Source organism: Pikeienuella piscinae, assembly GCF_011044155.1.
In the GTDB taxonomy this organism is placed as follows: domain Bacteria; phylum Pseudomonadota; class Alphaproteobacteria; order Rhodobacterales; family Rhodobacteraceae; genus Pikeienuella; species Pikeienuella piscinae.
Window position 1 is genome coordinate 2,980,001 of the sequence record NZ_CP049056.1, and the last position, 26,041, is coordinate 3,006,041.

The following is a 26,041-nucleotide window of genomic DNA, read 5'->3' on the forward strand; positions in this document are numbered from 1 at the left end:
AACAGCTCACTGGTCTAGATAAGTTGTCCTGCGGCGAAGATGTAACGGGGCTCAAGCCATGAGCCGAAGCTGAGGATTATGCTTGCTTGCAAGCATAGTGGTAGCGGAGCGTTCCGTATGCTGTGAAGGGTGTCCGTGAGGTATCCTGGAGCGTACGGAAGTGAGAATGCTGACATGAGTAGCGACAAAGAGTGTGAGAGACACTCTCGCCGAAAGTCCAAGGGTTCCTGCTTAAAGCTAATCTGAGCAGGGTGAGCCGGCCCCTAAGCCGAGGCCGAAAGGCGTAGGCGATGGGAACCAGTTTAATATTACTGGGCCAGAGGATGGTGACGGATCGCAGGTGTAGTTCCTCCTTATCGGATTGGAGGGGCTGCTGAGTGGTTCCTGGAAATAGCCCCTCATATGACCGTACCCTAAACCGACACAGGTGGACTGGTAGAGAATACCAAGGCGCTTGAGAGAACGATGTTGAAGGAACTCGGCAAAATACCTCCGTAAGTTCGCGAGAAGGAGGCCCGGCTTGCAGGCAACTGTGGGTCGGGGGCACAAACCAGGGGGTGGCGACTGTTTACTAAAAACACAGGGCTCTGCGAAGTCGCAAGACGACGTATAGGGTCTGACGCCTGCCCGGTGCTGGAAGGTTAAAGGGAGGGGTGAAAGCTCCGAACTGAAGCCCCAGTAAACGGCGGCCGTAACTATAACGGTCCTAAGGTAGCGAAATTCCTTGTCGGGTAAGTTCCGACCTGCACGAATGGCGTAACGACTTCCCCGCTGTCTCCAACATCGACTCAGCGAAATTGAATTCCCCGTGAAGATGCGGGGTTCCCGCGGTTAGACGGAAAGACCCCGTGCACCTTTACTACAGCTTCAGAGTGACGTCAGGCATGTCTTGTGCAGGATAGGTGGTAGACTTTGAAACCGGAACGCTAGTTTCGGTGGAGTCAACCTTGAGATACCACCCTTGGCCTGCTTGGCGTCTAACCGCGAACCGTGAATCCGGTTCCGGGACCCTCTGTGGCGGGTAGTTTGACTGGGGCGGTCGCCTCCTAAAGAGTAACGGAGGCGCGCGAAGGTAGGCTCAGAGCGGTCGGAAATCGCTCGTTGAGTGCAATGGCATAAGCCTGCCTGACTGCGAGACTGACAAGTCGAGCAGAGTCGAAAGACGGCCATAGTGATCCGGTGGTCCCTCGTGGATGGGCCATCGCTCAACGGATAAAAGGTACGCCGGGGATAACAGGCTGATGATGCCCAAGAGTCCATATCGACGGCATCGTTTGGCACCTCGATGTCGGCTCATCTCATCCTGGGGCTGGAGAAGGTCCCAAGGGTACGGCTGTTCGCCGTTTAAAGAGGTACGTGAGCTGGGTTTAGAACGTCGTGAGACAGTTCGGTCCCTATCTGCCGTGGGTGTAGGAGATTTGAGAGGAGTTGCCCCTAGTACGAGAGGACCGGGGTGAACGAACCACTGGTGGACCTGTTGTGGCGCCAGCCGCAGTGCAGGGTAGCTATGTTCGGACAGGATAACCGCTGAAGGCATCTAAGCGGGAAGCCCCCCTCAAAACCAGATCTCCCTGAGAGCCGTGGAAGACCACCACGTCGATAGGCTGGAGATGTAAGCGCTGTAAGGCGCTCAGTTGACCAGTACTAATCGCTCGATAGGCTTGATTCGATCCAGTAGACGAAAGATCGGAGTGCACGCATTTGTGCATACGCCGATGATTGATGAAACTTGGAAAGTATTTGCGGTTTTTCTAGGTCTGGTGGTCACAGCACGAGGTAAACACCCGATCCCATCTCGAACTCGGCCGTTAAGACCCGTTGCGCCAATGGTACTGCGTCTCAAGACGTGGGAGAGTAGGTCGCCGCCAGGCCTTGAACAGCCGCAGGTAAGCATTTCTCTCTATTACGATATGATCGCGTGCTCTGTGTGCGTGTTCAACATCATACCCAGCGCGGGGTGGAGCAGCCCGGTAGCTCGTCAGGCTCATAACCTGAAGGTCGTAGGTTCAAATCCTACCCCCGCAACCAAATTTTCTGACAAGATGTCAAACACTTAAGCCGCCTCCGGGCGGCTTTTGCGTGTCGCGGCGCGTCGCAAACCCGTCCCGATCACTCCCCAAAGATTCCAAAGGCTTACGACCGGCCCCGATTCCTCCGTGCGACACGGATGCGACACGGGACCAGGACAATGTTCGCAAGGCGTTCACGGGTGACGGAACTTGCCCTCTGGGGGCGGCTGGGCGCGGCTCCGCTCGCGGAGAAACGCGTTGGAGCCAACAACGCGTTTTGCAGCGGGTCATACGGCCATTGCCGCGATATAATGCTCAGAGCCCTTTCGAGGATTGGATACGGACGACTGAGATGCCGTTGGTCGCCCCTGCGATCTGCCGGTTGAGGTCCGCGAGCGCCGCGGCCATCTCGCCGTCGCTGGCGTAGGTGACGCGCTTGCCGTCATATTCGACGGTGCGGACGCCCCGGTAGCGCGCGGCCATCAGGGCGTCTCGCCAGGCGGCGAGCTGGGCGAGGTCAGCCATGTTCATGCCCCGGCGTTCATGAACCAGCCGCGATGGTCGATGAACCCGGCACCGAAATCGAGGATCACCCGGATCTCCACCCCGTCCACGTCCCAGCCCGAGCGGCTCTCGACTTGCGGGCCCTCGGCGCCCGAGAGAGAGGCGAATTCAAGCCCGTCGATCTCGCCGGGGTCGGCAGTGACATACCAGCGCGTAGGCGAGGTCAGACGCGGCTCGACCACCAGCGAGAGCGACCCGGAAAACGGGTTCACATCCGCAGCAGTCGCAGGCGCGATGGAGGCCAGCCACTTCTCGGCATCGGTTTCCAGCGCGGGTGGTACCAGCAGGTTCTTCGGCGTCACCCGGATCGTGCGGTCCTCGATGCCCTTCTGGGTGCGCAGCGCCAGCCGTGCAGCCGACAGCGTCGCGTCGGAAATCGCAGCCCCGGCCGCGGCCTTGTTGCCGTGGTCGGCGTGGAACAAGGTCTTGCCGTCCGACATCGTAGGTCCATTGCCGTTTCCCGCCTCCAGCAGGGTGACGAGGATCCGTGCCTCGGTCTCGGCGGCGGCCTGGCCCATCCGGCGGGCGAGGTCCGCGAAGGCGCCGAGGTCGTCGTTCACCAGCACCTGCCGGGTGATGCCGATCTTGCGCGCCCAGGTCTCGACCTTGTATGCCTCACGCGCCTCGGCCATCGTCCCGGCCTTGATCTCGCCATGCTCGTTGAGCTTCTCCAGCAGCGGCGCCTCGCCCAGCATGATCTTGTTCACCGAGCGGAAGTCCCGCGCCATCGTTTGGCGGCCGAGGCGGCGGATGCCCGAGGGCGCCGCCTGGTAGGCGTCGCGCAGCACGCGGCTCACCGTGTCCCCGAGGATGATGGGGAAGTCGGACGTCGTGTGCAGCGCGCGGGTCACGAGGCTCGCGGGCGACAGGGCCATGGTGGATTCGCCGCGCAGTGTCAGCAGCTCCTTCGCCATGTCCACGGGCGTAGCGTAGGCATAGCGGCGGGCAGGCTCGCTCAGTTCGTGGCGCGGGTTGATACGGGCATAGAGCGCCTCGCCCATCTGGCGGGCGCGGACTGCAGGGTCGTCATGGCTCTCGCCCATCTCGACGCGGACCTGTTCGGTGCGGATCGCGGGCGCGGAGCGCTTGGCCAGCGCCTCGAAGGCCGCGCGGCGGGCGGTGTCGGGATCGGCCCCGGCGTCGATCTGGCTGTCGATCCAGGACTGGTCGAGCCCGGCGATGCGGGCGATGGAGCGGATCTCGGCGCGGGCCTCGGTGGTCGGCGCCGTGTCGGCGGCCTCTCGGGTGGTTGTCTCGGTCATCTCTGTCTCCATGCGAATGTGGGCGCCGGGGTCGGCCGGCGTCGGCACCAGGGAAATCTCGTGGGGCGTCCAGCGCTCGGCTGTCAGCACGCGCGCGCCGTTCTCGGTCGACTCGGACCATTCCTCGACCGAGTAGCCGACCGAGACATGCCGCAGGATGCCTGCCAGCACGTCCTGCCAGATCGGCTCCACCTCGGGTCGGGCCGAGAACTGGATGAGCGCCGTGCCGCGCTTGCCATCGACGGCGGCGCTGCGGACCGTGCCCAGCACGTCGCGCACCGCGGTCTGACGGTGTGCGTCGAGGACGCTGGCCCCTTCAAGGCGCGACAGGTCCACGGCCTCGGGCGCGAGGCTCAGCCGTTCGATGTATGGCCCTGCCATGTCGCGGCGGCGCACGGGCGCGCCCGTGGACCAGACGACTTCAACGTTGCGTTCTTCAACGTTGACCGTCTGTGGTCGGAGCGTCGCCCGGCGGGTGTGCAGTTCTACGGTATCAGCCATTTCCGGCCTCCTTCTGTTGCGACGCCACAGACTGGTCGAAACTCAGCCCCAGTTCCTCCGCACGCTCGCGGTCGGCTGCGATCTCGGCATCGACCTGTTCGGCGTCGTAGCCGCGCTCGGAGATCGCCTGGGACCGGCTCTTGAGCCCGGCGCCGATCGCCAGGATCTCGGCCTGCACGTCCTTTCATCGGATCGACGTAGTCGAACTTCGGCGGCAGCCATTCACAGCCCAGGTAGGCGTCCGGGTTGCGGTCAAAGTCCCGCGCGGGAAGTTCGCCGGTCAGCACCGCGAGCCGAACGAACCGCTCCCAGACCGGACGGCAGAACAGATGCACCACCACGTTGTGTTGCAGCTGCTCGACCCGGCGGCGGAACTCGATAAGCCCGGCGCGGATGGAGGAATAGGTGACGCCTTCGAGATCGCCCGAGACCAGTTCGTAGGGCAGGCCCAGCCCGGCCGCGACGGCGCGGAGGTGGTTCTTCACGAAGGGCGCGTAGGCGTCGTGCTCGGTCGGGTTCGAGAAGCGGATGTCGGCGCCGGGCGGCAGCGGGATCAGGCTGCCAGGCTCCATGCCCACGGTCAGCGCGCCGCCGGTGTTGGTGCCCGAGAGCCCGCCTGCCGTCCCATCGGGATCGGTGATGAACCCGGTGAACAGCGCTGCGACCTTGGCCTTGACCAGCGCGGCGTCCTCGAACTGGTCGAGCTCGTGCATCCGCGCATTCGCAGTCTCCATCTCACGCGACAACCGTCCGAAACCTCGGGCTCCAGCCTCGCCAACACCCTCCAGCTCGGCGCGCACCTGCCGTCCGCCCACCGCAGCAAGGCGGACGCTGACTTTCTTCTCAGCCATCGTGACGTTCCATCTGTTCGTTGAGCTTTGCCACCATCGCCGCCTCGATGACCGGCAGCAGTTCGGCTGCGGCAACCGGTGACATGCCCAGCGCATTGGCGAGCGCAAGGGCGGCGGTCAGATCCCAGCCGATCACTGCGCCGGGCAGTACCCGAAGCTGGCCGCCAAGACGACCGCCAAGGTCCCAGACCTGCCAGCCTTCAATCGTAAGGGGTTGGTTCAGCCGCGCGGGGCAGTCTTCGCAGCGCCTTGTGCAGGCCTCGCGGGGTTCGCAACCCTCGCAGTATCGGTTGCCCCCGCCGAAGGACCAGTCGGCGAGAGCGCGGAGGCGTTTTTTTCCTGTTCCAGCAGCAGGCCCTTCGAGACGTAGCTCAGCTGGAAGGCCTCGAAGATCGGCCAGATGTCGACAAGCGCGTCGATGGCCTCTGGGCTGGGCTCGATTGCATTGCCGTCGGCATCACCCACGCCCTCCCAGGCTAACACCGCGCGGCGGCCCAGCGCTTTCGCGAAGGCGACAGCGCGTTCCTCGTCGGTGGCCTCTTCGGGCACCGCCTCGACCTCGGGATCGCTGCGCGTCGCCACCATCAGTGCGGTTGTCAGTGGACGCAGCTGCACCCGCACGCTGGTAGCCAGGTCGTGCCAGCGCGGTTCATTCGTCAGATCGAGCGTCAGCATTAGTACGTCTCCACATCGTTGATCAGGGTGGCTGTGCACATCCGGCCGACCACGCTGTCGCGCGCCGCCTGCCAGTCGAAACTGGCCTGCACGCCTTGTGGCCCGGAGATCTCGATCCGCGGGCGCGGCAGGTAACGCACCAAAAACGCCGACATAGTTGGAAAGATGCTCTCAGACAAAACGCACAAGTCTCCGTTAGGTTGGGGCGCGCCGTCACTCAGGCGGTGCCGAAGCATCGCCACCCGGCGAGCGCGACGGCCCGGTTCTGCTTGAAGTCGTGTCGTCGGTGGAGGTGGCGCTCCATGTTGAAATGATTGTGGGCCGAGGAATGAATGGCGGCGAAAGTCTACAAGAATCTCATACGCCGGAAGCGAAGCATCACCCGCTCGCGTCGTCGAAAGGACTGATGCGAGTTCTCGATCCGGTTATTCAGCCAGCGGCCTGTGACCTGCTTGCCCGGAACACCGAGTTCCCGCATTGCAACCCGATATGACGCCAATCGGTCGGTCACAATCTCTACGGGCCGCCCATGACGCTTCATCAGTATTCTGAGCAATTTCAGAGCAGCGCGCCCGTCTCGGCGCTTGGTAACTACAGCCTCCAGCACTTCGCCCTCGTGATCGACAGCGCGCCAGAGATAGCGGCGCTCACCGTTGACCTTCACGAAGACCTCGTCGAGATGCCAGCGCCAGGTCGAGAAGGCGCGCATCCGGTCGAGGCGCTTGCGCCGGATCTCGGCGGCGAAGATTGGGCCGAAGCGGTTCCACCAGAAACGGATCGTCTCGCGGCTAACCTCGATCCCGCGCTCGTGGAGAAGATCCTCCACGTTCCGCAGCGATAGCGGGAAGCGGATGTACATCATCACCGCCAGGCGGATGATTTCCGGGCTCGTCTTGAAGTAGCGGAAAGGGCTGCGCGTGCTCATCGGAGGGCGCTGACGGTGGACACGACGTTCCGCAGCGATAGAGGGAACCAGACACACATCATGACCGCCAGGCGGATGATGGCGAGGCTCGTTTTGAAGTAGCGAAAAGGGGCGGCGTTTCATCATCTGCGAACGCTGCTCAACCCCTGACTCGCCGGAGGCTGAGTGCCCTTGAAAGGGCCTCTGGACAGATCAACTCGACTCAGCTAGGTAAAATATATGATATAAAATACCCAAGGGAGACGCTATGAGAACCTGGATCACACGAACCGCAGTCGCAGCCACAGCCGGAGCGCTGTTCACATCATCGTTCGCGTTCGCGGCACCGGCCGACCACTGGAAAAGTGGCGATAACTGGGATCTCGTTTTTGGCTCGGCGACGGCCACCGGCTCCTATTTTGCGGGGATGTCGGCGGTCGCGGCCCTGCTCTCCCAGGAACTGCCGGATGTGCGGGCGACCGCGACTGTCAGCCCGAACTCGACGACCGAGGTCTACCCGCAGATGATACGGGGGGAACGTGTTGGCGGCGTCGCCAGCATGGACCTGACCCTTGCGTATAACGGCAAGGGGCCGTGGGAGGGCCGCGATGTCCCGGTGCGCGGATGGGCGTTCGTGCAGGAGGGTTTCTTCGACGTCTTCCTGCTGAAGCGGTATGGCAAGACCAAGGTATCGGAGCTGGCCGACTCGGGGCTGACGATCGCCGCCGCCTGCGCCCCGCCCGAGCCCGACCGACCGGAACGCTGGGACCAGCCGTTCACCTTCTTCAAGATCCTGATGGAGGCGCACGGCCTCAACCCGTTCGAGGACGTGAACGTCGTCCCTTACTGCACGTCGCAGGCCATCGAGCAGCTTGCGAGCGCCAATATTGACGGGCTGTCCCATACGCGGGCTCTCGGCGACGCCGCGATGATGGAGCTGAATACAAAACAGGACCTGGTGCTGCTTCAGCCGGATGAGGACGCCATCGAAGAAGTGATGGCGAATTATCCGGTCTACACGAAGACAGTGCCCGAGGACGTCTACCCGCAGCTCACCATTCCCGATCCGAAGAAGGGTTTCTTCCACGGCGTCTACTTCTTCCTCCACGCTGATCTCCCCGACGATCTCGTCTACGATATGACGAAAGCCTTGTGGGAGAATATCGATGTGCTGAGGAACGCGCATCCGGCCTACAAGGCTGCGACGATCGAGAACGCGCTGCAGGGGATGCCGATTCCGCCGCATCCCGGGGCGCTCCGGTATTACAAGGAAATCGGCGTGCCGGGCGTCGAGCGGTTCATCGAGTAGCAGAAAGCCAGCAACTGACGTGGCGGCCGCTGTCACGGTTGCCTGGGCATGGCCCCAGCGCAGCCGTGACAGACGAACGTTCCATAGCCCCGGCCAGGGCGGCGAACACTCGCCGCTTCAGGAAGGGACGCCTCCAAAAGGCTGCTGGAAAAGTCCGAGACCGCTCATGATGACGCCGACCGGGACCGATTTCGTATTCTCTCGTGGCGTTGATGAATAACGTCTCACGGCGGGCGCAGAGCAACGAGATGAGGCCGGCGCTCCAAAACTGCCTTTCAGCAGTTCGTCAAGCCGCCTGCGAAGCGTTCGGCCCACCTGCGTCAGCATTCCCTCATCCCATTCTTGGGCAGGAATTCGCCGAAGGAACGTCCTATGACTGAAGTAACTAGCGACTCGAGCCCCGTATCGGTGCGTTTCCAACGCGCCATAGCGGTGGCGCTCGGGCTGGCCGTGTTGGGCGCGGCCCTCCATGCGGCGTTCTTCGGCGCGCCGATCGTCTACGTTCAGAGACCGCTTTTCCTCTTCGCCGTCGTTGCTTGCGCCACGCTCCTTTATCCAAGCGGCTGGCTGCGGGAGGGGTCGCTCCCGGAAATGGCGTTCAACCTGGCGATCATCGGCGTCGCCGCGGGCGCGACAGTTTATCTGGTCCTCAATTGGGATGACCTGTTGTGGGAGTCGTACCTGTCGAATAGCGAGCGCCTGATCGCCGCGGCGCTCCTCCTCACGGTGTTCGAGGGCGCCCGCCGCACGACCGCGAAGCCGCTTATTTACGTCGCCTCACTGTTCGTGCTGTACGCGGTTTACGGCAGATACTTTCCAGGCATCCTGCAGCACGCCGGCGTTACATGGGAGAACGTGCTCAGGGTCACCGTGCTCGGCACCGACGGTCTGTTCGGCACGCCTCTCGGCTTCGCCGCCGGCTTCGTCACGGTCTTCGTGTTCTTCACCGCCCTGCTCAACGTGTCGGGCGCAGGGGCCTACCTTCTGAACCTCGCCTTCGCTCTCGCCGGTCGATGGACCGGCGGGCCGGGCAAGGTCGCAGTGCTGGGAAGCGCGTTGATGGGCATGGTGAGCGGCAGCGGCGTGACCAACGTGCTGACGACCGGAACGATCACCATCCCGATGATGAAACGGGCGGGCTACACGCCCGCCTTCGCCGCGGGGGTCGAGGCTGTCGCCTCGCAAGGCAGCCAGTTCATCCCGCCGATCATGGGCGCCGCCGTCTTTCTGATGGCGGAGTACACCGGAGTGCCGTTCCTTGTGCTCGCCGGCTACTGCCTCGTGCCCGCCTTCCTCTATTATCTCAGCGTCTTTGTTCAGGTGCACCTGCGCGCAAGCAAGATGAATCTGCGCCCGATGAACGAGGACGAGATCCCGACCTTCGCCGACAACGCCTTCAAGAGCCTCATCGTCTTCGGGCCGATAACGCTTCTGATCGTTCTCCTTTTCAAGAACTTCTCGACGGATTTCTCGATCGCCGTCACCTTCCTCAGCCTCTTCGCGACAACCTGCCTGCTGCGCGAGACCCGGGTTTTCACCGGTGAGCGGGTCAAGGCGGTCAGCCTCGACGGAGTGCAGACGCTGGCGACGATCTCGGTTGCGCTGGCGCTCGCGGGCGTGGTCGTGGGCATGATCCTGCTTACGGGGCTCGGGGCGCGCCTCACAACCATGATCGGCGCGATCTCCCAGGACTCAATGTTCCTCGCGCTCCTGGCCACCGCCATCGTCGCGGTTGTCCTTGGCATGGGCGTCGTCACGGTGGGCGCCTACGTGATCGTGGCCAGCCTTACGGCGCCTCTGTTGACGGACATGGGCGTCCCGCTCGTCATCGCGCACCTCTTCATCTTCTACTACGCGACCTTGAGCGGCCTGTCCCCGCCCGTGGCCGTCGTGATCTTCGCGGCGGCCGGCGTCGCCGGCGCCCCGGCCATCAAGACCGCCTGGATAGCCATGCGGCTTGGCTTCGTGGCGTGGTTGGTGCCGTTCATGTTCACCTACTACCCGAGCATCATCGGCCTCGACGGGATCACGCTGAAAATGGTCATCCATGTGTTGACCGCGACGGTGGGGGTGATCGCGTTCGGCGTCGCCTTTGAGGGCTGGGCCTTCACCCGCGCGACAACGGTGCAGAGACTGCTCTGCGCCGCGGGGGGCGTCTTGCTGTTCTATCCGGCCGCTTACCTCCTGCCCGCCGGCGCGGGGCTGCTTGCGATCGCGCTAATCCTCAATCGCCGCAGCCTTCCTGCAGCCTCCGTAACCTGACCTTCGCCAAGGAACATAACAGATGACTAAGGTCCAACCATATTCGGGGATCAGAATCCTGGATCTGACCCATGACCTCGGGCGATACGCCACTCGTCTATTCGCCGACCTCGGCGCCGAAGTTGTCCGCGTCGAGCCGCCGCAAGGCTTGCCGGATCGGCATAGATCCGCCGAACGCGCGCGCGAAGAGGGCGAAAACACGCCCGACTGGGCATTCCTGTTCTTCAACGCAAGCAAGAAGAGCGTCGTTCTGGATTTCGACACGGAAGAAGGCCGCTCCGACTTCGCGCGCCTGATCGAGCCGACGCAGATCGTCTTCCTCGAGCGCGGCGGCCCGCTGGCGGATGAGCTTGGATGGGTGCGGTCGCTGAATCCGACGGCGGTCATCACGATTGTCTCGCCCTATGGTCTTGGAGGACCGCTGACGGACGCGCCGGCCTGCGACCTGACGATGCAGGCCAGCGGCGGCATCGCTTGGCTTTCCGGCCGCCCGGGCGAGCCGCCGCTCCGACTGCCGGTGGCGCAATCGGCGATGATCGCGTCTGTCTACGCGGCCTCAGCGACGGCGGTCGCCCTCTTCGACGCAGAGCGGGGGGGCGTCGGCCATCTGATCGACGTCTCGGCGCAAGAGTGCATCGCGCATTCGCTGCAGAACGCGATCCAGGTCTACGATCTGGAGGGGCGGGTCTCGCAGCGTGGCGGAGAGGGAACCCGCGATGCGAGCGAGGACATCTTCAGCTGCCGCGATGGGTACGTCTTCCTCGCCTCGCCGCCAACGCTCGGCGTGTCATGGAAGTCCCTGGTCGAATGGATGCGCGAGGTGGAGCACCCGTCAGCCGAGGAATTCTCAAAGGAGCGTTGGCTCGACCGTCCCTGGCGCACCACCGCCGAGGCGCGCACGATCTTCCGCCGGACCTTCGAGGCTTTCATCCGCGACTTCACAAAGGAAGAGGTCACACGAGAGGCGATCCGGCGGAAGATCGTGATGTCCTCGGTAAACCGCGTCAGGGACGTGCTCACGGACCCGCAGCTCCAGCACCGCGACTATTTCGTTTCGCTCGCCGATCCTCGCCTGGAGAAGCCCGTCCTGTTCCCCGGCGCCCCGTACCGGCTGTCCGAGGACGTGTGGTCGCTGTCGCCGGCGCCGGAGCTAGGTCAGCATAACGACCTTCTGAAGGCGGCGTCCACTGCATCGAACCGGTGAATGAAAATTACAAAGGAGTGCGCCATGAAACCCGATTTTCTCCGTGGAATCCGCTTCACCGACCTGACCTGGGCCGGCGCGGGCCCTTTCGGCACCAAGCTCTTCTCGGATTTTGGGGCCGAGGTTCTGAAGATCGAGAGCACCTCCCGGCTTGACCCCGTGCGCCGCGGCGGTCCCTTCAAAGACGCCAAACCCGGGGTCAACCGCAGCGGCTACTATGCTTCCCGCAACACCGGGAAGAAGAGCGTGTCCATCGACCTGAAGAGCGATGAGGGCCGGCGGCTGGTGCTGGATCTGGTCGCCCAGTCGGACGTCATCAGCAACAATTTCGGCCCGGGCGCGATGGAGCGGCTTGGGCTGAGCTATGACGACGTTCGCAAGGCCAAGCCCGACATCATTTATCTTTCCATGCCGATGTATGGCGAGAGCGGCCCCCGCGCGTCGATGCTGGGCGTAGGGATGACCATCAGCGCGGTGACGGGGCTTATGTGGATGACCGCCTACGGGCCGGATGATCCCGTCGGGCCCGGCACGCACTATCCGGACCATGCGGCGAACCCGTATCACGCCGCGTTCGCCGTCCTCGCCGCGCTGCGTCACCGCCGCCTGACCGGGCGCGGCATGAAGATCGACCTGTCCCAGGTCGAGTCGACCGCGAATTTTGCGGGCCCCGCGATCGTTGAGGCGGCCGCTTCAGGACAGGAGCCGGAGCAGATCGGAAACCGCTCGCGCACCGACGCGCCGCATGGGATCTATCGCTGCCAGGGTGACGACAGCTGGTGCGCCATCGCGGTGGAGAGCGATACCGAATGGCTGGCGCTCGCCGCCGTTATCAGGCGCCAGGACCTCGCGGCCGATGCCGACCTGCGGTCGTCGGCCGGGCGGTTGGCGCGGTCCGCGGAACTGGACGACGCGGTCTCCGCCTGGACGCAGGGGCGCCCGCCCCGCGAAGCCGCGGAGATCCTTCAGTCGGCGGGCGTCGCCGCCGCGCCCGTCGCCTCGTCGAAAGAGTTGATCGAGGAGGACCCCCAGCTCGCCGCGCGCGGCTACTGGCAGCAGGTCGACCACCCGGAGATGGACGAAACGCTCTTCACCTCTCCGCCCTACCGGCTCGACGGTGAGCGCGTCGAGTTGGCCGGCCCGCCCCTCCTTGGGGAGCACACCCGCGAGGTCCTCAGCGGCGTATTGCGCCTGTCAGACGAGCAGATTCGCGCGCTGGCCGAGAAGGGAGTGCTGGGATGACCGCCAATTACGGAAGCCGCCCTGGAACCGGGCTCAAGCGCACGGCCGCGATCGTCGGCGTCGGCCATAGCGACTGGGCGGGCGACTGGAGACGCGTGCGATCCGGCGAAAAGCCCTCCGACGCCTATGGCTACGGGGTCGCGGCGTTCAGGAACGCGCTGGCGGACGCCGGGATCGCGCGCGATCGGATCGACGGCCTGATCGTCGGGCCCACGACCGCCTACGAGCGCATGGCGGAGATTCTCGCCATCGACCCGCGATGGGGCGATCAGGCCGACGCCGTCCTCTCTGTCATTCAGGCCTGTATGGCGATCGAGAGCGGCATGGCCGAGGTGGTGGCTCTCGTCTACGGCAATGACCAGCGCTCGGCCCAGACGCAATATGGCGGCCCCAACGCCATGGGGGGCGACGCCTTCCTGTCCTATGTCTACCATTCCCCGTGGGGACTCACCTCGCAAGGCGCGCTCTACGCGCTGACGCTCCAGGCCTACAAGCACGCGCGCGGCTTCACTGAGGCGGAACTTGGCGAGGTCGCAGTCGCCCAGCGCGGCTGGTCGTCGCTCAATCCGAACGCGATCATGCGCAAGCGGATCACGGTCGAAGACTATCTCGCCTCTCCGTATATCTGCGAGCCGCTTCACCTGTTCGACTACTGCCTCATCAATGACGGCGGCGTCGCGCTGATCATCGCCGAGGCCGAACTCGCGAAGAAAATGACCGAGCGCCCGGTCTTCATCGAGGCGGTCGGGCGGCGCGACCTCAACCAGGCCGCCACGAGCCTGGAGCCGCGTCTCACAGACTTCTACCTGCCGGCGCAGCAAGACGTCGCGGAGCGCGTCTTCTCGACCGCGAACATCGAGCCCAGGGACGTAGACGCCTTTCAGGTCTACGACAGCTTCTCCGTGCATGTGCCCCTGGCGCTTGAGGGCTATGGCTACTGCGCCGTGGGTGAAGCCGGGCGGTTTCTGCGCGAGGAAGGCGTCGGCCCCGGCGGCAAGCTGCCGACCAACACCAGCGGCGGCCATCTGTCTGAATCATACATGCAGGGTTGGAATCACCAGATCGAATGCGTCCGCCAGCTTCGCGGCGAGTGTGGCGCGCGGCAGGTCCCCGATTGCCGCTACGTCCACTACTCGTCCGATGTCGCCGGCAAAGCGGTTTCCATCATCTACGGCCGTTGAGAGAGCCATGAACATATCCGAGATCCAGACGCCGCAGCCCGTCCTCGGGCTGTACGAAGAACCGATGTGGGAGAGCATCCGCGCCAGGAAAATGCGGCTCCAGCGTTGCAGCGACTGCGGCGCCACTCGATATCCGCCCGGGCCGACCTGCCCGGCGTGCCTGTCCGCGAACGCCGAGTGGGAGCCCATCTCGGGTCGGGGCGTTATCGTCTCCTGGGTGGTGTTTCATCGCCAGTATCTGCCCGCCTACAGCGCGCCCTACAACGTGATCGCGGTGAGGCTGGAGGAAGGGCCGATTTTCATCAGCAATCTCGAAGGCGAGGAACCCGAGGACTCGTGGATCGGCCGGCCGGTCAGGATGGTGTACAGGGCGATGCCCGACGGCTTTCTCCTTCCACGCTTCGTTCTCGACGATGCGACAGATGCAGGATCCCCCCATGTCTGATGAAAACCGGACCGTCATCATCACCGGAGCTTCGCGCGGCATCGGGGCCGCCACCGCCCGACTGGCCGCGGCGCGGGGCTATCGCGTCTGCGTCAATTATTCGAGCGACGCGGCTGGTGCCGCCAGCGTCGTCGACGATATCCGGAAGGGCGGCGGCGGCGCCCTCGCTTTTCGAGCCGACACCTCCGACGAGGCTGCGGTCGTCTCCATGTTTGACGAGGCTTCGGCGCGGCTTGGCCCGGTCACCGACCTTGTGAACAACGCCGGGCAATCCGGCGGGACGACGCGCCTCGAGGATCTGGACGCAGCGACGCTGAGGCGGATTTTCGAGGTCAACGTCATCGGCTACTTCTTATGCTGCCGCGAAGCGGTGCGCCGCATGTCCACAAGAAACGGCGGAGAGGGTGGCCGGATCGTCAATGTGTCGTCAGTCGCCGCCGTAAACGGCTCGGCGGGCGAGCGCATCCACTATGCCGCCACCAAGGGCGCTGTGAACAGCATGGGTGTGGGGTTGGCGAAGGAGGTGGCGCGCGAGGGTATCCGCGTCAACACATTTAGCCCGGGTCTGACCTGGACATCAATGAACCCGCCCGGGCGACTCGAAAAACTGGAATCGGCAGTACCGGCTTGTCGCGCCGCGCAACCCGAGGAAATGGCGCGGGGCGTTCTCTGGCTTTTATCGGATGAGGCGGACTATGTACTAGGTGCAAATCTTGTGATGTCGGGCGGACGCTGACCGATACGGCGCTACGCCGTTGATGAGAGGACCCCATGGCCTTCAGAACGAAACAGGATCACGTCTCCGAGATACTTCGGGAACGCATCATTTCGGGCTTCTACAAACGGGGCCAAAAGCTGAAGCAGTCCGACATCGCTGACGAATTGGACGTCTCGGTCACGCCGGTGCGCGAGGCTCTGCGCAATCTCGAGGCCGAAGGCTACGTTCTCGGATTGTCGCATCGCGGCGTGCTTGTCCCTCACTTCATCATCGAGCAAGCTGAAGAGCTTTACGAACTGAGGCTGATGCTGGAGCGGGACCTCACGGTGCAAGCGTTTCCCGCGGTGACGCAGCAGGCGCTTGCCGAACTTAAGGAACGTCACCGTGAATGCCTTAGGGCCCACCGTGCTGAAGAGCGCCTTGAACTTCGCGCCGCCAACTATCGCTTCCACTTTCGCTTCTACGAGCTTGCGAACCGGCCCCAGACCTTGCAGTTCGTGCGGGTTCTCTGGGCCAAGTACCCGTTTCATCTGCTCGATGCGATAGATCTGCGCGTGACGCGCGTCATCGGAGAGCATGAGGAGTTCTTAGCGACACTCGAGTCGGGCGATGTGGATGGCGCCGCCGCGGCGATGGTGAAGCATATCAAGCGCGGCTGGGAGGAGTTCAGCAGAGCTCACCCGCGCAAGCATGTCGACGGCGCCGCCGCAGCGGAGACGACGCCGCGGATCGCTACAAAGACCGGTCTCTGAACGTGAGAGACATGCAGTGCGTGAATCTCAGGCGCGCGCGGTTGTGGCGCATTCCGGATCAAACCGCTGGCTCCCTCCCCACTATTCTCTTCGTCCACGGAGCGTGGCTGGGCGCCTGGACGTTTGAGAATTTTCTCGGATATTTCGCCGAACGCGGCGTCGGCTGCGCGGCTATCGATCTGCGCGGCCATGGCGGTCTCGTCCAGGATGACGTGTTTCTCACGTCGGGTCAGAGGGAAATGGCGGAGGATGTCGTCGAGGCATGCCAGGCCATCGGTGGTGAAGTGGTCGTTGCCGGTCACAGCGCCGGCGCGGCCGTGGCGGCGATAGCCGCAAGCCGCTTCCCGACGGTCGGGCTTGTCCTGCTCGCACCGTCGCCGCCCGGGCAGCTTCCCGGGCTTGAGCCTCAGGCGCCGGTGCCGGACGGACGACCGTTCGCGCCGGGCTCGATCGAACATGTCAAGCGCAAGTTCGTTCCGAACTTCTCGCATGAAGACGTGGTCGACTTCGCGGAGCGGCTGGTCCACGAGAGCCCGGCTCTGCTCAATGATCGCCGCTTGCTTCGTGTAGAGATCGACCGTTCGCGCATCAGCGGCCCTGCGCTCTGCCTCTCGGCTGAAAAGGAGTTGGGCGACTTTCACAAACCCGGTCAAGATCTCGCTACCGCCAGATTTTACGATGCCGAGTATTGGTTCCTTACGGGTGCCGGACACTGTTTCTCGCTGGAGCCCCATTGGCGCGATGCGGCCTTTGTGATCGAGCGATGGTACGGTAGCCACTTTCTCATTCCATAAGTTTGGGGCACCCGAAATGTGCGTTGGTCTGCTGTAGGAGGGTGCAATTACATCCAGCCATGGAGCCGCCGGCATGTTGCTGGCGCGAGAGGCGTAAAATCCCCCCAAATGGCAGCGTCAAGCCGATAGAGTTTGGTTCGAAGCGAGGATGTAAAGTTTGGAGGTTTATGGGCGCATGTATGGACGGGCGCGACGGTGCAAGTATTTTCTTTGAGATTTGACGTGGTCAGTTGCAGTCATGTGTCCGGCCTGTTTGCGCAGCACATGGCTGCTGGCCTTGATGAAGTCCGCGGACCAGATCCCAGAACACTCCATCGCGCTTTTCGCACCGGCGCTTCTACCAACGGGCGCAGTCTATGACCGATGCGCCCAGTCCCGCATTCCGATTGTTCTGATGCGCCACGGCCGTCGATGAGCTTGTTCCATGCTTAACAGCAATGGGCGAGGATGTCGTCGTAGCCGGCGAAGACGCGGTTCGACAGCCAGTTGTCCCTCATGAATTGCCAGATGTTTTCGGTGGGGTTCAGTTCCGGTGCGCGGGGCGGCAGCTCCATGAGGGTGATGTTCTCAGGCACGACAAGTTTCGGCGTCGTGTGCCAGCCGGCCTGATCGAGCAGGACCACGGCATGGCAGCCGGGACCGACCTCTGCGCCGATCAGCGTCAGGTGCTCGTTCATTGCGTGGGTGTCGGCATAGGGCATCACGAGCCCGGCGCCCTTGCCCTTCGCGGGGCAGATGGCGCCGAATATGTACGCCCATTTCGTGCGCTGATCCTTTGGCGCAGAGGGGCGTGAGCCCATCTTCGCCCAGCGACGGGTGAACTTGTTCTTTTGGCCGACGCGGGCTTCATCCTGCCACCAGATCTCGATCCCTATGCCGGAGTCGAGGCGCGCGTGGATCTTCGCCAGTTCGGCGGGGAAAGTTTTTTAAAATCCTCCACCGCGTATTCGTTCTGCGCGCGGTGGCGAGGGCGGGCGGAAAGCTTGCGGTAGCCCATCTCCCGAAGCGCCCGGCCAATGGTGGTCTCATCCACCGAGACGCCGAACGTCTCGTTGAGTTCCCGAGCCAGATCGCAGCGCCGTCAGCGCACGACGCCATGAATGGCCGGAATGGGGCCGCGCTCCACCATCCCGGCGAGCGCCTGACGATATTCGGCGGTCAGTTTGGGCTTCGGGCCGGCTCCGCAGCGGTTCTTCAGGCCCTCCGGGCCGTCCGCGTTGAACCGTAACCGGCCGGTCTGGGCCGCCTTGCGGGTTCCTGATTTGATCTGCGAACTGGATCTCAATTGACGTCGTTAACGACGTCGCTTGAGAGGTATGGACATGTCGCAAGAGGTTCTTGTCGGGCCCGAGCGTCGGCGGCGATGGTCGGACGCGGAGAAGATTTCGATCCTGATGTGAACCGGCATGCAAGATTGACCCCTGTATTGGGGTAATCGGCGTCCAAAGGTGAGCCGGAGCTTCGTCGCGGAGGCTTCGAGCCGCCAGCCGCCGTCGACGGCCATCAGCGTCGAGGGCGTCTCGCGCAGCAGCCATGGCTCGACATAGAGACTGGCGAGCAGGCGCGGGGCGGCGAAATGCGGGCTGGCCGGAACCCGCGCGTAGGAGCCGGGCCGCGCCGGCTGACGCCGGGCCGGATAGCGCCCGCCGAGCCCCGCGACCGGTTCGAACTTCACCCCGGGCCCCTCCGGGTTCGGGTCACCGCGGCCCCCGGCGCCAGTCATCAAGGTTGGCGTAGATCGTGACTGCGATCCCGCCGAGGGTATCCGCGACATGATGCTGGACGCGGTCGAGCGGCGGTTCGGGGACTACAGGATACCGCATCCCGTCGAGATGCTGAGTGACAACGGCTCATGTCACGTCGCACGGGAGACGTGCAGACTCGACGATCGAGTCGCTTGCGCCGACCGATGCATTGGCTATAGACAACCACCCAATGGAGAGGTGGCCGAGTGGTCGAAGGCGCACGCCTGGAAAGTGTGTAGGCGGGAAACCGTCTCGAGGGTTCGAATCCCTCTCTCTCCGCCACTTACCCTCGCGAAAGCGTTCTCCCGATCCGGCTGCGGCCGGATTTTCTTGTTGTTTTCAAGGGTTATGCAGGAGGGGCTGAGCACCGGCCCCAGCGCCAGGCCGCCCGGAAGCGGTCTCTCTGGGCCGATATTCTCCGGACCTCATGACTGCGCGAATTTAGTGAATAGCCTCTAAATATCTGGAATATAGTGGATCTTTCCCTCGGCGGCCGAGCACTTCGAAGCTGGTCCCGGCCGGTCTAAACGCGACCATGATCCAACTCCGATCGTCGCTATCTGACGTAGGCTACGCTTGTGTTTTTAAAGGGAAAATCATTACATAACGCCTCGGCACGTAGGTTGCTGACTTTCTGCGACTACTCCGCGACTGTCGCTGAAGCTCCGAAATTTCCACGATCATCGCAGGATTGACATGCTTATCTTCCCGTGAGAGAAGCTGGCAGACGCAGTTGCTTAGGAGCTGGCAATGACATCAGGTCGAAAGAATTTTCTCAGCCACGAGACCGTCGTCGCCGGCCTGCGGTCTCTCGCCTCACAGTCGTTCAAGCGTTCCGGCCGCACCGCCGCGATGGGTTATCTTATGCTGAAAGCAAAGGAGCCATCCAAGGGGGATGCATTCGAGCTGTACTCTAATGGCAACGATAGTGTTGAGCCGGAGCTAAAGCGCTTCTTCCGGATCCTCCCAGGAACGCCGCTGCCCGACGTCAACCCATTTGGCCAGCGCGAAGGCGCTATCGAGTTCCTTGCACCTGGATATGAGCGCCGTGGCACGTACACCCATTTGTACGAAGGGCGAAATTTGAACTCCCTATTGGAAGTGAGCCCGACCGACGGGCACTTCTCGATACGCATACCCGATGACGCTGCAGAAAAAATCGCTGAATTGCTGGGAGACAAGATTCCGCTGAAGGCAGCGGCTGCCTTTCTGCTTAGGGGAGAGCCATTTGATGATGGCGTGACGGACAAGGATGTGGTCGAACGTTTCACGTCGGTCTTCAATCTGTCCGACAAAGAGGTGAACGCTCTCTTCAAAAATGATGCTCTCGGCTTCACATTCTCTGAGCAGAAGTATGATGAGAGCTTGGCATCTCTGCCCCCGGATCTTCAACCGCGCTCACAGAGTACGAGCCATGCTACCACGGCTAGAGCAGCCAAAGAGCTGGTTCCAATGGCTGCTTCGAGTGAACTCGATCTGGTCATCAGCGATGATGTGCGCCGCCGGATTTGTAGGGCAGTCGCATCGTCGAAAGCGGTGGCGCTGGTGGGTGCGCCAGGTACTGCGAAGTCACGGCTTTGGGCTGAGCTTCTAGAAGAAGCTGTTGCGGACCCCTCCCTGCTCGGCTTGGACAACCCGCCAAGCTTCGTGTGCTATACTGCGGAAATCGACTGGACGGCTCGCACCCTGATTGGGGGTTACTATCCCCAGGAGGGCGGTCGCCTCGTATTCCGCGAAGGCTATCTCCTTCAGGCAATCCGCGACAACCAGTTGTTCTGGATCGACGAGATGAACCGCGCAGACCTCGATCGAGTACTAGGGCCGGTACTAACGTTCCTCGCAGGTCAAAGCGTTGACTTGGGACTTACGCACCTTGGTGGAGGCGACGGCGCAGACGCTCCGAAATCAATGGTCTTGATGTGGGCCAAGGGCGAAAAGAGCGGCGTGAAAGAGGATGACGACCAGCGGGTCTATTATGTTGGCTCTGATTGGAGATTGCTGGGCACCTATAACAACGTCGACCGCGGGCGTGTCTTCCCAATGGGATCAGCCTTGCTGCGGAGGTGGGCGCTCGTTCCAGTACCGCCGATCGATATTGCAGCCTTCGAAACGCTGATCGCGAAGATCACCAAACTTCGTGCGCCAGTCGCAAAACTCCTCTCCGCTGCTTATGCGCTACACCTTGAAGCCCTTTCTATCGGGCCAGCTCCTTTTCTGGACATGGCACGGTATGTCTCAAAAGAAGCAGAGGCATCCTCGGACAGTACAGTCACTGTACTTGAGAAGCAGCTGCTTCAGGACGCCTACATCCTTTACATGGGTCAACAGCTGATGAGGTTGGACCCCGATAAGAGGGAAGCTTTCTTTGATGGCCTCGGTGGAATTTTCGGACATGACCTCGCCAGTGAAGCCGCCAGCCTTTGAAGGTGCTTCCGCCTCCATCCCTTGGAGAGGGGTATCAGCACTTTCCTCTCATTGGGCAGGTGCCGGCTCTCTATACGATTGGGTCCGGCCTGATGAGCTCGATATCGCGAGGGATTGGGCGCCGGAAGTCGTTCGAGCGAGGATGGTCGAGGTCGCTTTGCTGCATATTCAGACCAACTTGGGAAAACACCTTCCCAGACATGCTGGCGAGTGGCTGGACCTCATCGGGCAGCAGACGCAGCGTGCGGTAGAGTATGTGGATGCACCTTCAGCTCATACTGATTGGCAAGCAACAATCGCCGTGTTCGGCAGATATCCCTCTGAGAGCTACATCGAAAAGCGACCCGTCTACACGCACGACACGAGCTTCACGCGATTGCTGAAATGGACCGCGATATCCATAGCGCGCGCCGAAACACTCGTTTGGGCTCAGTTTGGCCGGCGCGCTCTTGAGCCTTCTATGCGGCAACGTTTCTCTTCCGCGCTCGAACTTCCGGAAGTCGCGACTGCCGCAGATGAGTTTGACGGCCTGTCTGAATATGATCGCGATGCGTGCCGCCAGTCAGGGGGTGTTTGGCTTGTGCTGGCCAGGATAGCGGAAATCCTGATGGGGCTTTGGACTGGAAGTGCATCGGCTCAGCTGCTCGCCCTGAGACCAATCCTCCCCGAATTCGCGCACCAGTTATTCGAACTCGGTACGCTTGGCACGATTTCATCAAGGCTGAGAGAAACTGCGACCGAGCAAGTGTGGACTTCAAAGGCTCCCTTCGCTGCGGCACAGGGTGGGCGCCCATCGCTGAGCCTCACTGCCAAACAAGGTGAATGGCACGCCTTCTACCAGACAGTTCCGCGGGAGTACCGGAGCGTAGTATCACCTTACCTTTCCCTTACGCGGGATTTAGAGGGAGCTCCTCTGCGGCCCGACATCTGGATTGAGCAGGCTGTGGCGGGCAAGCGCACCGAATTAATCCTCGAGTGCAAATACTCACTGAACTCCTCTTATGTGTCGACTGGCGTGACTCAGTGCTTTGCATATGAGGTCGAGTTTCCGCCCCAAGACGGAGCTAGGAGACTTCATGTTGTTGTCGGACCGGAAGAGGTCGTTGCGAGGCCAAGGTCTTGGGGTGGGCGCTTTGCGGTCACCAACCCTTCCGCGGCGAGCGAGCTTTGTGCTCAGGCGCTCGAAGGAAGCCTCGAAGCGATAGTGACTGCTTGGGAAGGGTGATGACTTCTCACTCCATCGGGTCAGGAGAAGTATCCTCCACACGATCCGGCAAATCAGAGAGCGGAACTTCCTCACGCTTCGTTCTCGCTGCATTCAGCTTCTTGCGCGCAGTCTGGAGATACTTTTCGGAAACGTCTATTCCGACAAAGCGACGCCCAAGTGCAAGGGCTGCTACGCCGCTATTTCCTGCGCCGACAAACGGATCCAGGACGATGTCGTCTTCATCGGTAGTGAGTGCCAAACATCTTCCTGGCAGCGCGACAGGAAACTGCGCCCCGTGGCCGTCTCGTCCGCTAGAGGTTGGCAGCGTCCAAACATCCGAGAGTTTATCCGTCTCCCATCCGTTATTTCTGCCGCCAAGCGCCGCTGGAAGGTGCCGGTATACTTCCTTGTTAAATTTCGGAGTGCGCACCTTCGACAGATGAATGACGTATTCAAGATTTCGACTTACTCTTGAGTTCTGGGGCTCCGGGAGAGTCGCGGTCTTAGCCCACGTAATCATGGACTTTACGAAGAAGCCCATGTGGGATGCGCGCTCCGCAATCCTGCTTGGGATTAGGCATTGCTCCCCGTCCTTCAGGTAAGCATGCCCTGCGCTGTAGCGACGGCAATCGTGCTCGCTCCACTTCCTCTTATCTTTGCCCTGCATTGCTCGCAAAGCTTCGACTGCATTCCCTCTGATTTGAGTTCGAGTATTGAAGGAATCCATCACATTCCACCAGACCGAACCGTCGTCCTTTAGGACCCGCAGGATTTCATACAAAATTTCGGCGGTGTGGCGGATGAAGCCCTCAGGAGTCTGCTCATGGCCGTATGAGCACCGGTCGCCATCGGCCCATTTGCTCACAACGGCGGTGTCGTAAAGCCTCAGACCCCAATACGGTGTTGATGTGACAACGCACTGAATTGAAGAAGATGGCAATGATCGCAAAGTTTCAAGCGCATCACCCTTGAGTAGGCAAAATTCATTTTTCAGATCCGGCTCTCTCTCGTCAGTCTCTTTGTTTCTATTCTCCATCAAATATTGAAGAATCTTGCTTCGAGGGACGAATGTTTCGCTGAATGCATCTTGGTCGAGAAGCTTGACAACGTCTGAAACGTCGAGGTTTTGCTTCCGCCCCACAACTTTGTTGATAAACGTTCGAGAGAACCCAACCACAGGGACAACATCGTCGACTGCAAAAGCCAAATCACTTTCCGCGACGGGCGTGCGATCGAATGAGCTCACGGGGGTTGTTGGCTTAATATCCGGAAGCGGCACTTCTTCTCTGCTATCAGTGAGTTCGGTTTTCTCAGGGCTCGCTTCCGGAGCGACACTGTCGAATTTCTTAAGCATCAAGAAGTTGTCCCTCGTAGTCGCGGCGTTTCCGGAAGCATACCGTATGTAGTTTTTCTATCAAGCCAATAGGCCAGATATGGCCCCAAGTGCAGCGGAGCGAACGCCTCGTGCTCCAGACACCGACCCATGCAAGGTCTCAAATGCCTGTAGCCGACCGTCATCCGGGGCGCACTACCGTTGGCAGCGGTGTTCCCGCTTCTGTGTCTACAGGGCTTGGAGCTGTTCCGAAAGCGGGGTTTCAAGGCGCTGACTCCCCCACTCAGCCGGGAAAGGCTCCAGCAGGCGCGCCAACGTCACCCCCGGCCCTTGCTTCCCGTCCAGGATCGCCTCGACGATGTCGGGCGCGAGCAGGGTCAGGCGCAGGACGCGGGTCATGTAGGAGGGCGCGATGCCCTCGCGCTCGGCCAGTTCGGCGATGGTGGTGAACTCGCCGGATTCCAACATCCGCTTCCAGCGGAATGCGCGGGCCAGCGCCTTCACCTGCGTGTTGTCCGTCCGCCGCGGCTGCGTGGCGCCCTCGGGCAGTTGCATCTCCTTCCTCCCGCCGCGCTTCACGATGCGGAATGGGACGTGCAGAGTCACCGTGCCGGGGATCGGAGCGCCGCGTGTCATGCTGCAGCCTCGATATCACCGGCCAGCATCTCGCGCGCGAGGCCGCCGAGCCCGTCGATGCGTAGCCGGACGTTGAGCCCGTCAGTGCCGATATCCACCCGCTCGACCAGCAGCGCCACGATGCGCGCCTGCTCGGCGGGGAAGAGTTCGTCCCACAGTGGATCAAGCTGCTGCAGGGTCGCACGCGCGTCGGCCTCGGTGACGTCGTCAGCATGGACGCGCGCCACCTTCCAAGTCCCTGCCACGACCTCGGGCTGGCGAAAGACGGCACGCAGTTGGTCGATGACGGCAGCCTCAATCTCGCCCGCTGGCACGCGTCCCACGGGGCAAGCCCCGGCGCCGTGCTTCAGCACCGTCTGGCTGACATAGTAGCGGTAGAGTTTGCCGCCTTTGCGAGTGTGGGTCGGCGAGAACGCGGCGCCATCGGGACCGAAGAGCAGCCCCTTCAGCAGCGCGGGCGTTTCGGCGCGAGTCCGGGCGGCGCGCTTGCGGGGGCTTTCCTGCAAGATGGCGCGGACGCGGTCCCACGTCTCGCGGTCGATGATCGCGTCGTGCTCGCCGGGGTAGCTCTCGCCCTTGTGGACCGCCTCGCCGATGTAGGCGCGGTTGCTGAGCATCCGATAGATGTATTTCTTGTCGATCCTGTTCCCGCGCGGCGTGCGGATGCCGCGTCTCGCGACCTCGCGCGCCAGTTCCGTGCCCGAGCCGATCTCGAGGAAGCGGGCGAAGATCCAGCAGACGTGGTCGGCGGCATCGTCGTCGATCAACAGTTTCCTATTCTCGACGCGGTAGCCGTAGGGCGGCACGCCACCCATCCACATGCCCTTCTTCCGACTCGCGGCGACCTTGTCGCGGATGCGCTCGGCGGTCACCTCCCGCTCGAACTGGGCGAAGGACAGCAGGATGTTCAGCGTAAGCCGCCCCATCGACGTGGTGGTGTTGAAGGACTGCGTCACGGAAACGAACGTCACGCCATTGCGGTCGAACACCTCGACCAGCTTGGCGAAGTCGGCGAGCGAGCGGCTGAGGCGGTCGATCTTGTAGACCACGACCACATCGACCAGCCCGTCATCGATATCCTCCAGCAACTGCTGCAGGCCGGGCCGTTCCAGCGTGCCGCCGGAGATGCCGCCGTCGTCATACTGATCGCGGACCAACGCCCAGCCCTCGGATCGCTGGCTGGCGATGTACGCCTCGCAGGCCTCGCGCTGGGCATGCAGGCTGTTGAATTCCTGCTCCAGTCCTTCCTCGGAGGATTTCCGGGTGTAGACGGCACACCGCAGCTTACGGACGACCTTCGATTTTTCGGGCGGCTTCGTCATTTCCGCCTCCTGTGGTTCTTGAGGCCGAAGAAGACCCACCCGTTCCAGCGGGTGCCGGTGATCGCGCGGGCGATGGCGGACAGCGACTTGTAGGGCCGCCCCTGCCATTCGAAGCCGTCGGCGGTGACGGTGACGATCTGCTCGACGCCCTGCCATTCGCGAAGGAGGCGCGTGCCAGTGATCGGGCGGTCACGGTCGAGGCGGACACTGCGCTTGGATCGGTCGCCGCCGTCCAGTTCCTCACCGAGCCGCTCAAGTCGCAGGATCGTCTCCGGCTTCAGCCCGCCATAGGCGAGTTCCTGGATGCGATAGGCCAGGCGGGCCTCAAGGTAGCGCCGATTGAATGGTGGCGGCTCGCTGTCGAACAGGTCGCGCCACTGTTGCTTCAGGTCGGACGTCGGCGTGGTCTTGAGCGCGGCCAGACGCGCGGGGATGGGATCGAGCTTGTTCATGCATTTCTCCGGTGAGTTGGAGTTGCATGACGGCATTGGTCGGGCGGAGAGTGTAGGCAACGTTCTCCAGTATCGTCAGATACTTCGCCCCCATCCCGCATCCGTAGCCGAACCAGCCCGGACGCCAGCAGGCCGCACAACTCGGCGCGGCGTTCTGCGGGCGTCATCTTGTCGGGCGGGAGCGGATTGGGGCGTTTCATGCGGGCCTCGGAGCAGTCGTCTCCTCTGGCCTCTACTCGTCGATGTCGG

The 26,041-nt window shown here is 62.4% G+C and carries 21 protein-coding genes, 2 tRNA genes, 2 rRNA genes and 4 pseudogenes (1 of these 29 only partly in view); 15 read left to right on the top strand and 14 right to left on the bottom strand.

What is annotated here, in order from left to right:
• From G5B40_RS14130 to G5B40_RS14140, 3 genes are all read left to right on the top strand, one after another.
• A 23S ribosomal RNA gene (locus G5B40_RS14130) occupies nt 1-1,669 on the top strand (it extends 1,133 nt beyond the left edge of the window).
• Nucleotides 1,670-1,756: 87 nt separating this feature from the next.
• Nucleotides 1,757-1,871: ribosomal RNA gene (rrf, locus tag G5B40_RS14135) — 5S ribosomal RNA — on the top strand.
• Between the two features lie 80 nt (nt 1,872-1,951).
• Nucleotides 1,952-2,028, top strand: a tRNA-Met gene (locus G5B40_RS14140).
• A gap of 296 nt (nt 2,029-2,324) precedes the next feature.
• On the opposite strand, the gene G5B40_RS14145 is transcribed toward G5B40_RS14140, so the two are convergent.
• From G5B40_RS14145 to G5B40_RS21255, 8 genes and pseudogenes are all read right to left on the bottom strand, one after another.
• Nucleotides 2,325-2,534, bottom strand: a complete 210-nt coding sequence (locus tag G5B40_RS14145; protein WP_165099820.1) for a phage head-tail joining protein — start codon at nt 2,532-2,534, stop codon at nt 2,325-2,327.
• Between the two features lie 2 nt (nt 2,535-2,536).
• Nucleotides 2,537-4,336, bottom strand: a complete 1,800-nt coding sequence (locus G5B40_RS14150) for a prohead protease/major capsid protein fusion protein (RefSeq protein WP_165099822.1) — start codon at nt 4,334-4,336, stop codon at nt 2,537-2,539.
• Nucleotides 4,321-5,187: a phage portal protein gene (locus G5B40_RS14155; protein ID WP_246209530.1), complete on the bottom strand. Its 867-nt coding sequence runs from the start codon at nt 5,185-5,187 to the stop codon at nt 4,321-4,323. Before G5B40_RS14155 ends, G5B40_RS14150 begins: the two co-directional genes overlap by 16 nt.
• Nucleotides 5,180-5,323: a DUF7697 family protein gene (locus G5B40_RS21250; protein ID WP_246209531.1), complete on the bottom strand. Its 144-nt coding sequence runs from the start codon at nt 5,321-5,323 to the stop codon at nt 5,180-5,182. The genes G5B40_RS14155 and G5B40_RS21250 overlap by 8 nt, the downstream gene beginning before the upstream one ends.
• 83 nt (nt 5,324-5,406) lie before the next feature.
• The gene (locus G5B40_RS14165) at nt 5,407-5,862 is read right to left on the bottom strand and encodes a hypothetical protein (RefSeq protein WP_165099824.1); all 456 of its coding nucleotides are present in this window, start codon (nt 5,860-5,862) and stop codon (nt 5,407-5,409) included.
• Nucleotides 5,862-5,996: pseudogene (locus tag G5B40_RS14170) on the bottom strand (phage tail tube protein); the annotation flags it as partial. The pseudogene G5B40_RS14170 and the gene G5B40_RS14165, both read right to left, overlap by 1 nt.
• Before the next feature lie 83 nt (nt 5,997-6,079).
• Nucleotides 6,080-6,787 (bottom strand): annotated as a pseudogene (locus G5B40_RS14175) (IS6 family transposase).
• Nucleotides 6,788-6,810: 23 nt separating this feature from the next.
• Nucleotides 6,811-6,900: pseudogene (locus G5B40_RS21255) on the bottom strand (IS6 family transposase); the annotation flags it as partial.
• A 134-nt stretch (nt 6,901-7,034) separates the two neighbouring features.
• Here G5B40_RS21255 and G5B40_RS14180 point away from each other — a divergent pair.
• From G5B40_RS14180 to G5B40_RS14220, 9 genes are all read left to right on the top strand, one after another.
• A complete protein-coding gene (locus G5B40_RS14180; RefSeq protein WP_165099826.1) occupies nt 7,035-8,075 on the top strand; it encodes a TAXI family TRAP transporter solute-binding subunit in 1,041 nt (346 codons plus the stop codon).
• Nucleotides 8,076-8,447: 372 nt separating this feature from the next.
• Nucleotides 8,448-10,337: a TRAP transporter permease gene (locus tag G5B40_RS14185; protein ID WP_165099828.1), complete on the top strand. Its 1,890-nt coding sequence runs from the start codon at nt 8,448-8,450 to the stop codon at nt 10,335-10,337.
• Between the two features lie 22 nt (nt 10,338-10,359).
• On the top strand, nt 10,360-11,541 hold the full coding sequence (locus tag G5B40_RS14190) for a CaiB/BaiF CoA transferase family protein (RefSeq protein WP_165099830.1): 1,182 nt from the start codon (nt 10,360-10,362) through the stop codon (nt 11,539-11,541).
• 24 nt (nt 11,542-11,565) lie between these two features.
• On the top strand, nt 11,566-12,783 hold the full coding sequence (locus G5B40_RS14195; protein WP_165099832.1) for a CaiB/BaiF CoA transferase family protein: 1,218 nt from the start codon (nt 11,566-11,568) through the stop codon (nt 12,781-12,783).
• On the top strand, nt 12,780-13,964 hold the full coding sequence (locus G5B40_RS14200) for a thiolase family protein (protein ID WP_165099834.1): 1,185 nt from the start codon (nt 12,780-12,782) through the stop codon (nt 13,962-13,964). Before G5B40_RS14195 ends, G5B40_RS14200 begins: the two co-directional genes overlap by 4 nt.
• A 7-nt stretch (nt 13,965-13,971) precedes the next feature.
• Nucleotides 13,972-14,409, top strand: coding sequence for a Zn-ribbon domain-containing OB-fold protein (locus G5B40_RS14205; protein ID WP_165099836.1), 438 nt, complete (start codon nt 13,972-13,974; stop codon nt 14,407-14,409).
• The gene (locus tag G5B40_RS14210; protein ID WP_165099838.1) at nt 14,402-15,145 is read left to right on the top strand and encodes an SDR family oxidoreductase; all 744 of its coding nucleotides are present in this window, start codon (nt 14,402-14,404) and stop codon (nt 15,143-15,145) included. Before G5B40_RS14205 ends, G5B40_RS14210 begins: the two co-directional genes overlap by 8 nt.
• A 35-nt stretch (nt 15,146-15,180) precedes the next feature.
• A complete protein-coding gene (locus G5B40_RS14215) occupies nt 15,181-15,879 on the top strand; it encodes a GntR family transcriptional regulator (protein ID WP_165099840.1) in 699 nt (232 codons plus the stop codon).
• A gap of 11 nt (nt 15,880-15,890) precedes the next feature.
• Nucleotides 15,891-16,673 carry an alpha/beta hydrolase gene (locus G5B40_RS14220; RefSeq protein ID WP_165099842.1) on the top strand — a complete coding sequence of 261 codons (783 nt, stop codon included), beginning with the start codon at nt 15,891-15,893 and terminating at the stop codon, nt 16,671-16,673.
• Between the two features lie 354 nt (nt 16,674-17,027).
• Here G5B40_RS14220 and G5B40_RS21260 read toward each other — a convergent pair.
• Together G5B40_RS21260 and G5B40_RS14235 are read right to left on the bottom strand one after the other, a co-directional pair.
• Nucleotides 17,028-17,964 (bottom strand): annotated as a pseudogene (locus tag G5B40_RS21260) (IS630 family transposase); the annotation flags it as partial.
• A gap of 3 nt (nt 17,965-17,967) precedes the next feature.
• Nucleotides 17,968-18,348: a hypothetical protein gene (locus G5B40_RS14235; protein WP_165099844.1), complete on the bottom strand. Its 381-nt coding sequence runs from the start codon at nt 18,346-18,348 to the stop codon at nt 17,968-17,970.
• Between the two features lie 262 nt (nt 18,349-18,610).
• On the opposite strand from G5B40_RS14235, the gene G5B40_RS14240 reads away from it, so the two are divergent.
• From G5B40_RS14240 to G5B40_RS14250, 3 genes are all read left to right on the top strand, one after another.
• Nucleotides 18,611-18,700, top strand: a tRNA-Ser gene (locus G5B40_RS14240).
• Between the two features lie 468 nt (nt 18,701-19,168).
• Entirely contained in the window at nt 19,169-20,842 is a 1,674-nt protein-coding gene (locus tag G5B40_RS14245; RefSeq protein WP_165099847.1) for an AAA family ATPase, read from the top strand.
• A 142-nt stretch (nt 20,843-20,984) separates the two neighbouring features.
• Nucleotides 20,985-22,067, top strand: coding sequence for a hypothetical protein (locus G5B40_RS14250; RefSeq protein WP_165099849.1), 1,083 nt, complete (start codon nt 20,985-20,987; stop codon nt 22,065-22,067).
• A 7-nt stretch (nt 22,068-22,074) separates the two neighbouring features.
• Here G5B40_RS14250 and G5B40_RS14255 read toward each other — a convergent pair whose 3' ends face one another.
• From G5B40_RS14255 to G5B40_RS14270, 4 genes are all read right to left on the bottom strand, one after another.
• Complete coding sequence (locus tag G5B40_RS14255; protein ID WP_165099851.1) at nt 22,075-23,403, bottom strand: DNA-methyltransferase; 1,329 nt, start codon at nt 23,401-23,403, stop codon at nt 22,075-22,077.
• Between the two features lie 207 nt (nt 23,404-23,610).
• On the bottom strand, nt 23,611-24,018 hold the full coding sequence (locus tag G5B40_RS14260) for a hypothetical protein (RefSeq protein WP_165099853.1): 408 nt from the start codon (nt 24,016-24,018) through the stop codon (nt 23,611-23,613).
• Nucleotides 24,015-25,340 (bottom strand): recombinase family protein, encoded by a 1,326-nt coding sequence (locus G5B40_RS14265; protein WP_165099855.1) that lies wholly within the window; start codon nt 25,338-25,340, stop codon nt 24,015-24,017. Before G5B40_RS14265 ends, G5B40_RS14260 begins: the two co-directional genes overlap by 4 nt.
• Nucleotides 25,337-25,792: a DUF2924 domain-containing protein gene (locus G5B40_RS14270; protein ID WP_165099857.1), complete on the bottom strand. Its 456-nt coding sequence runs from the start codon at nt 25,790-25,792 to the stop codon at nt 25,337-25,339. Before G5B40_RS14270 ends, G5B40_RS14265 begins: the two co-directional genes overlap by 4 nt.
• Between the last annotated feature and the right edge of the window lie 249 nt (nt 25,793-26,041).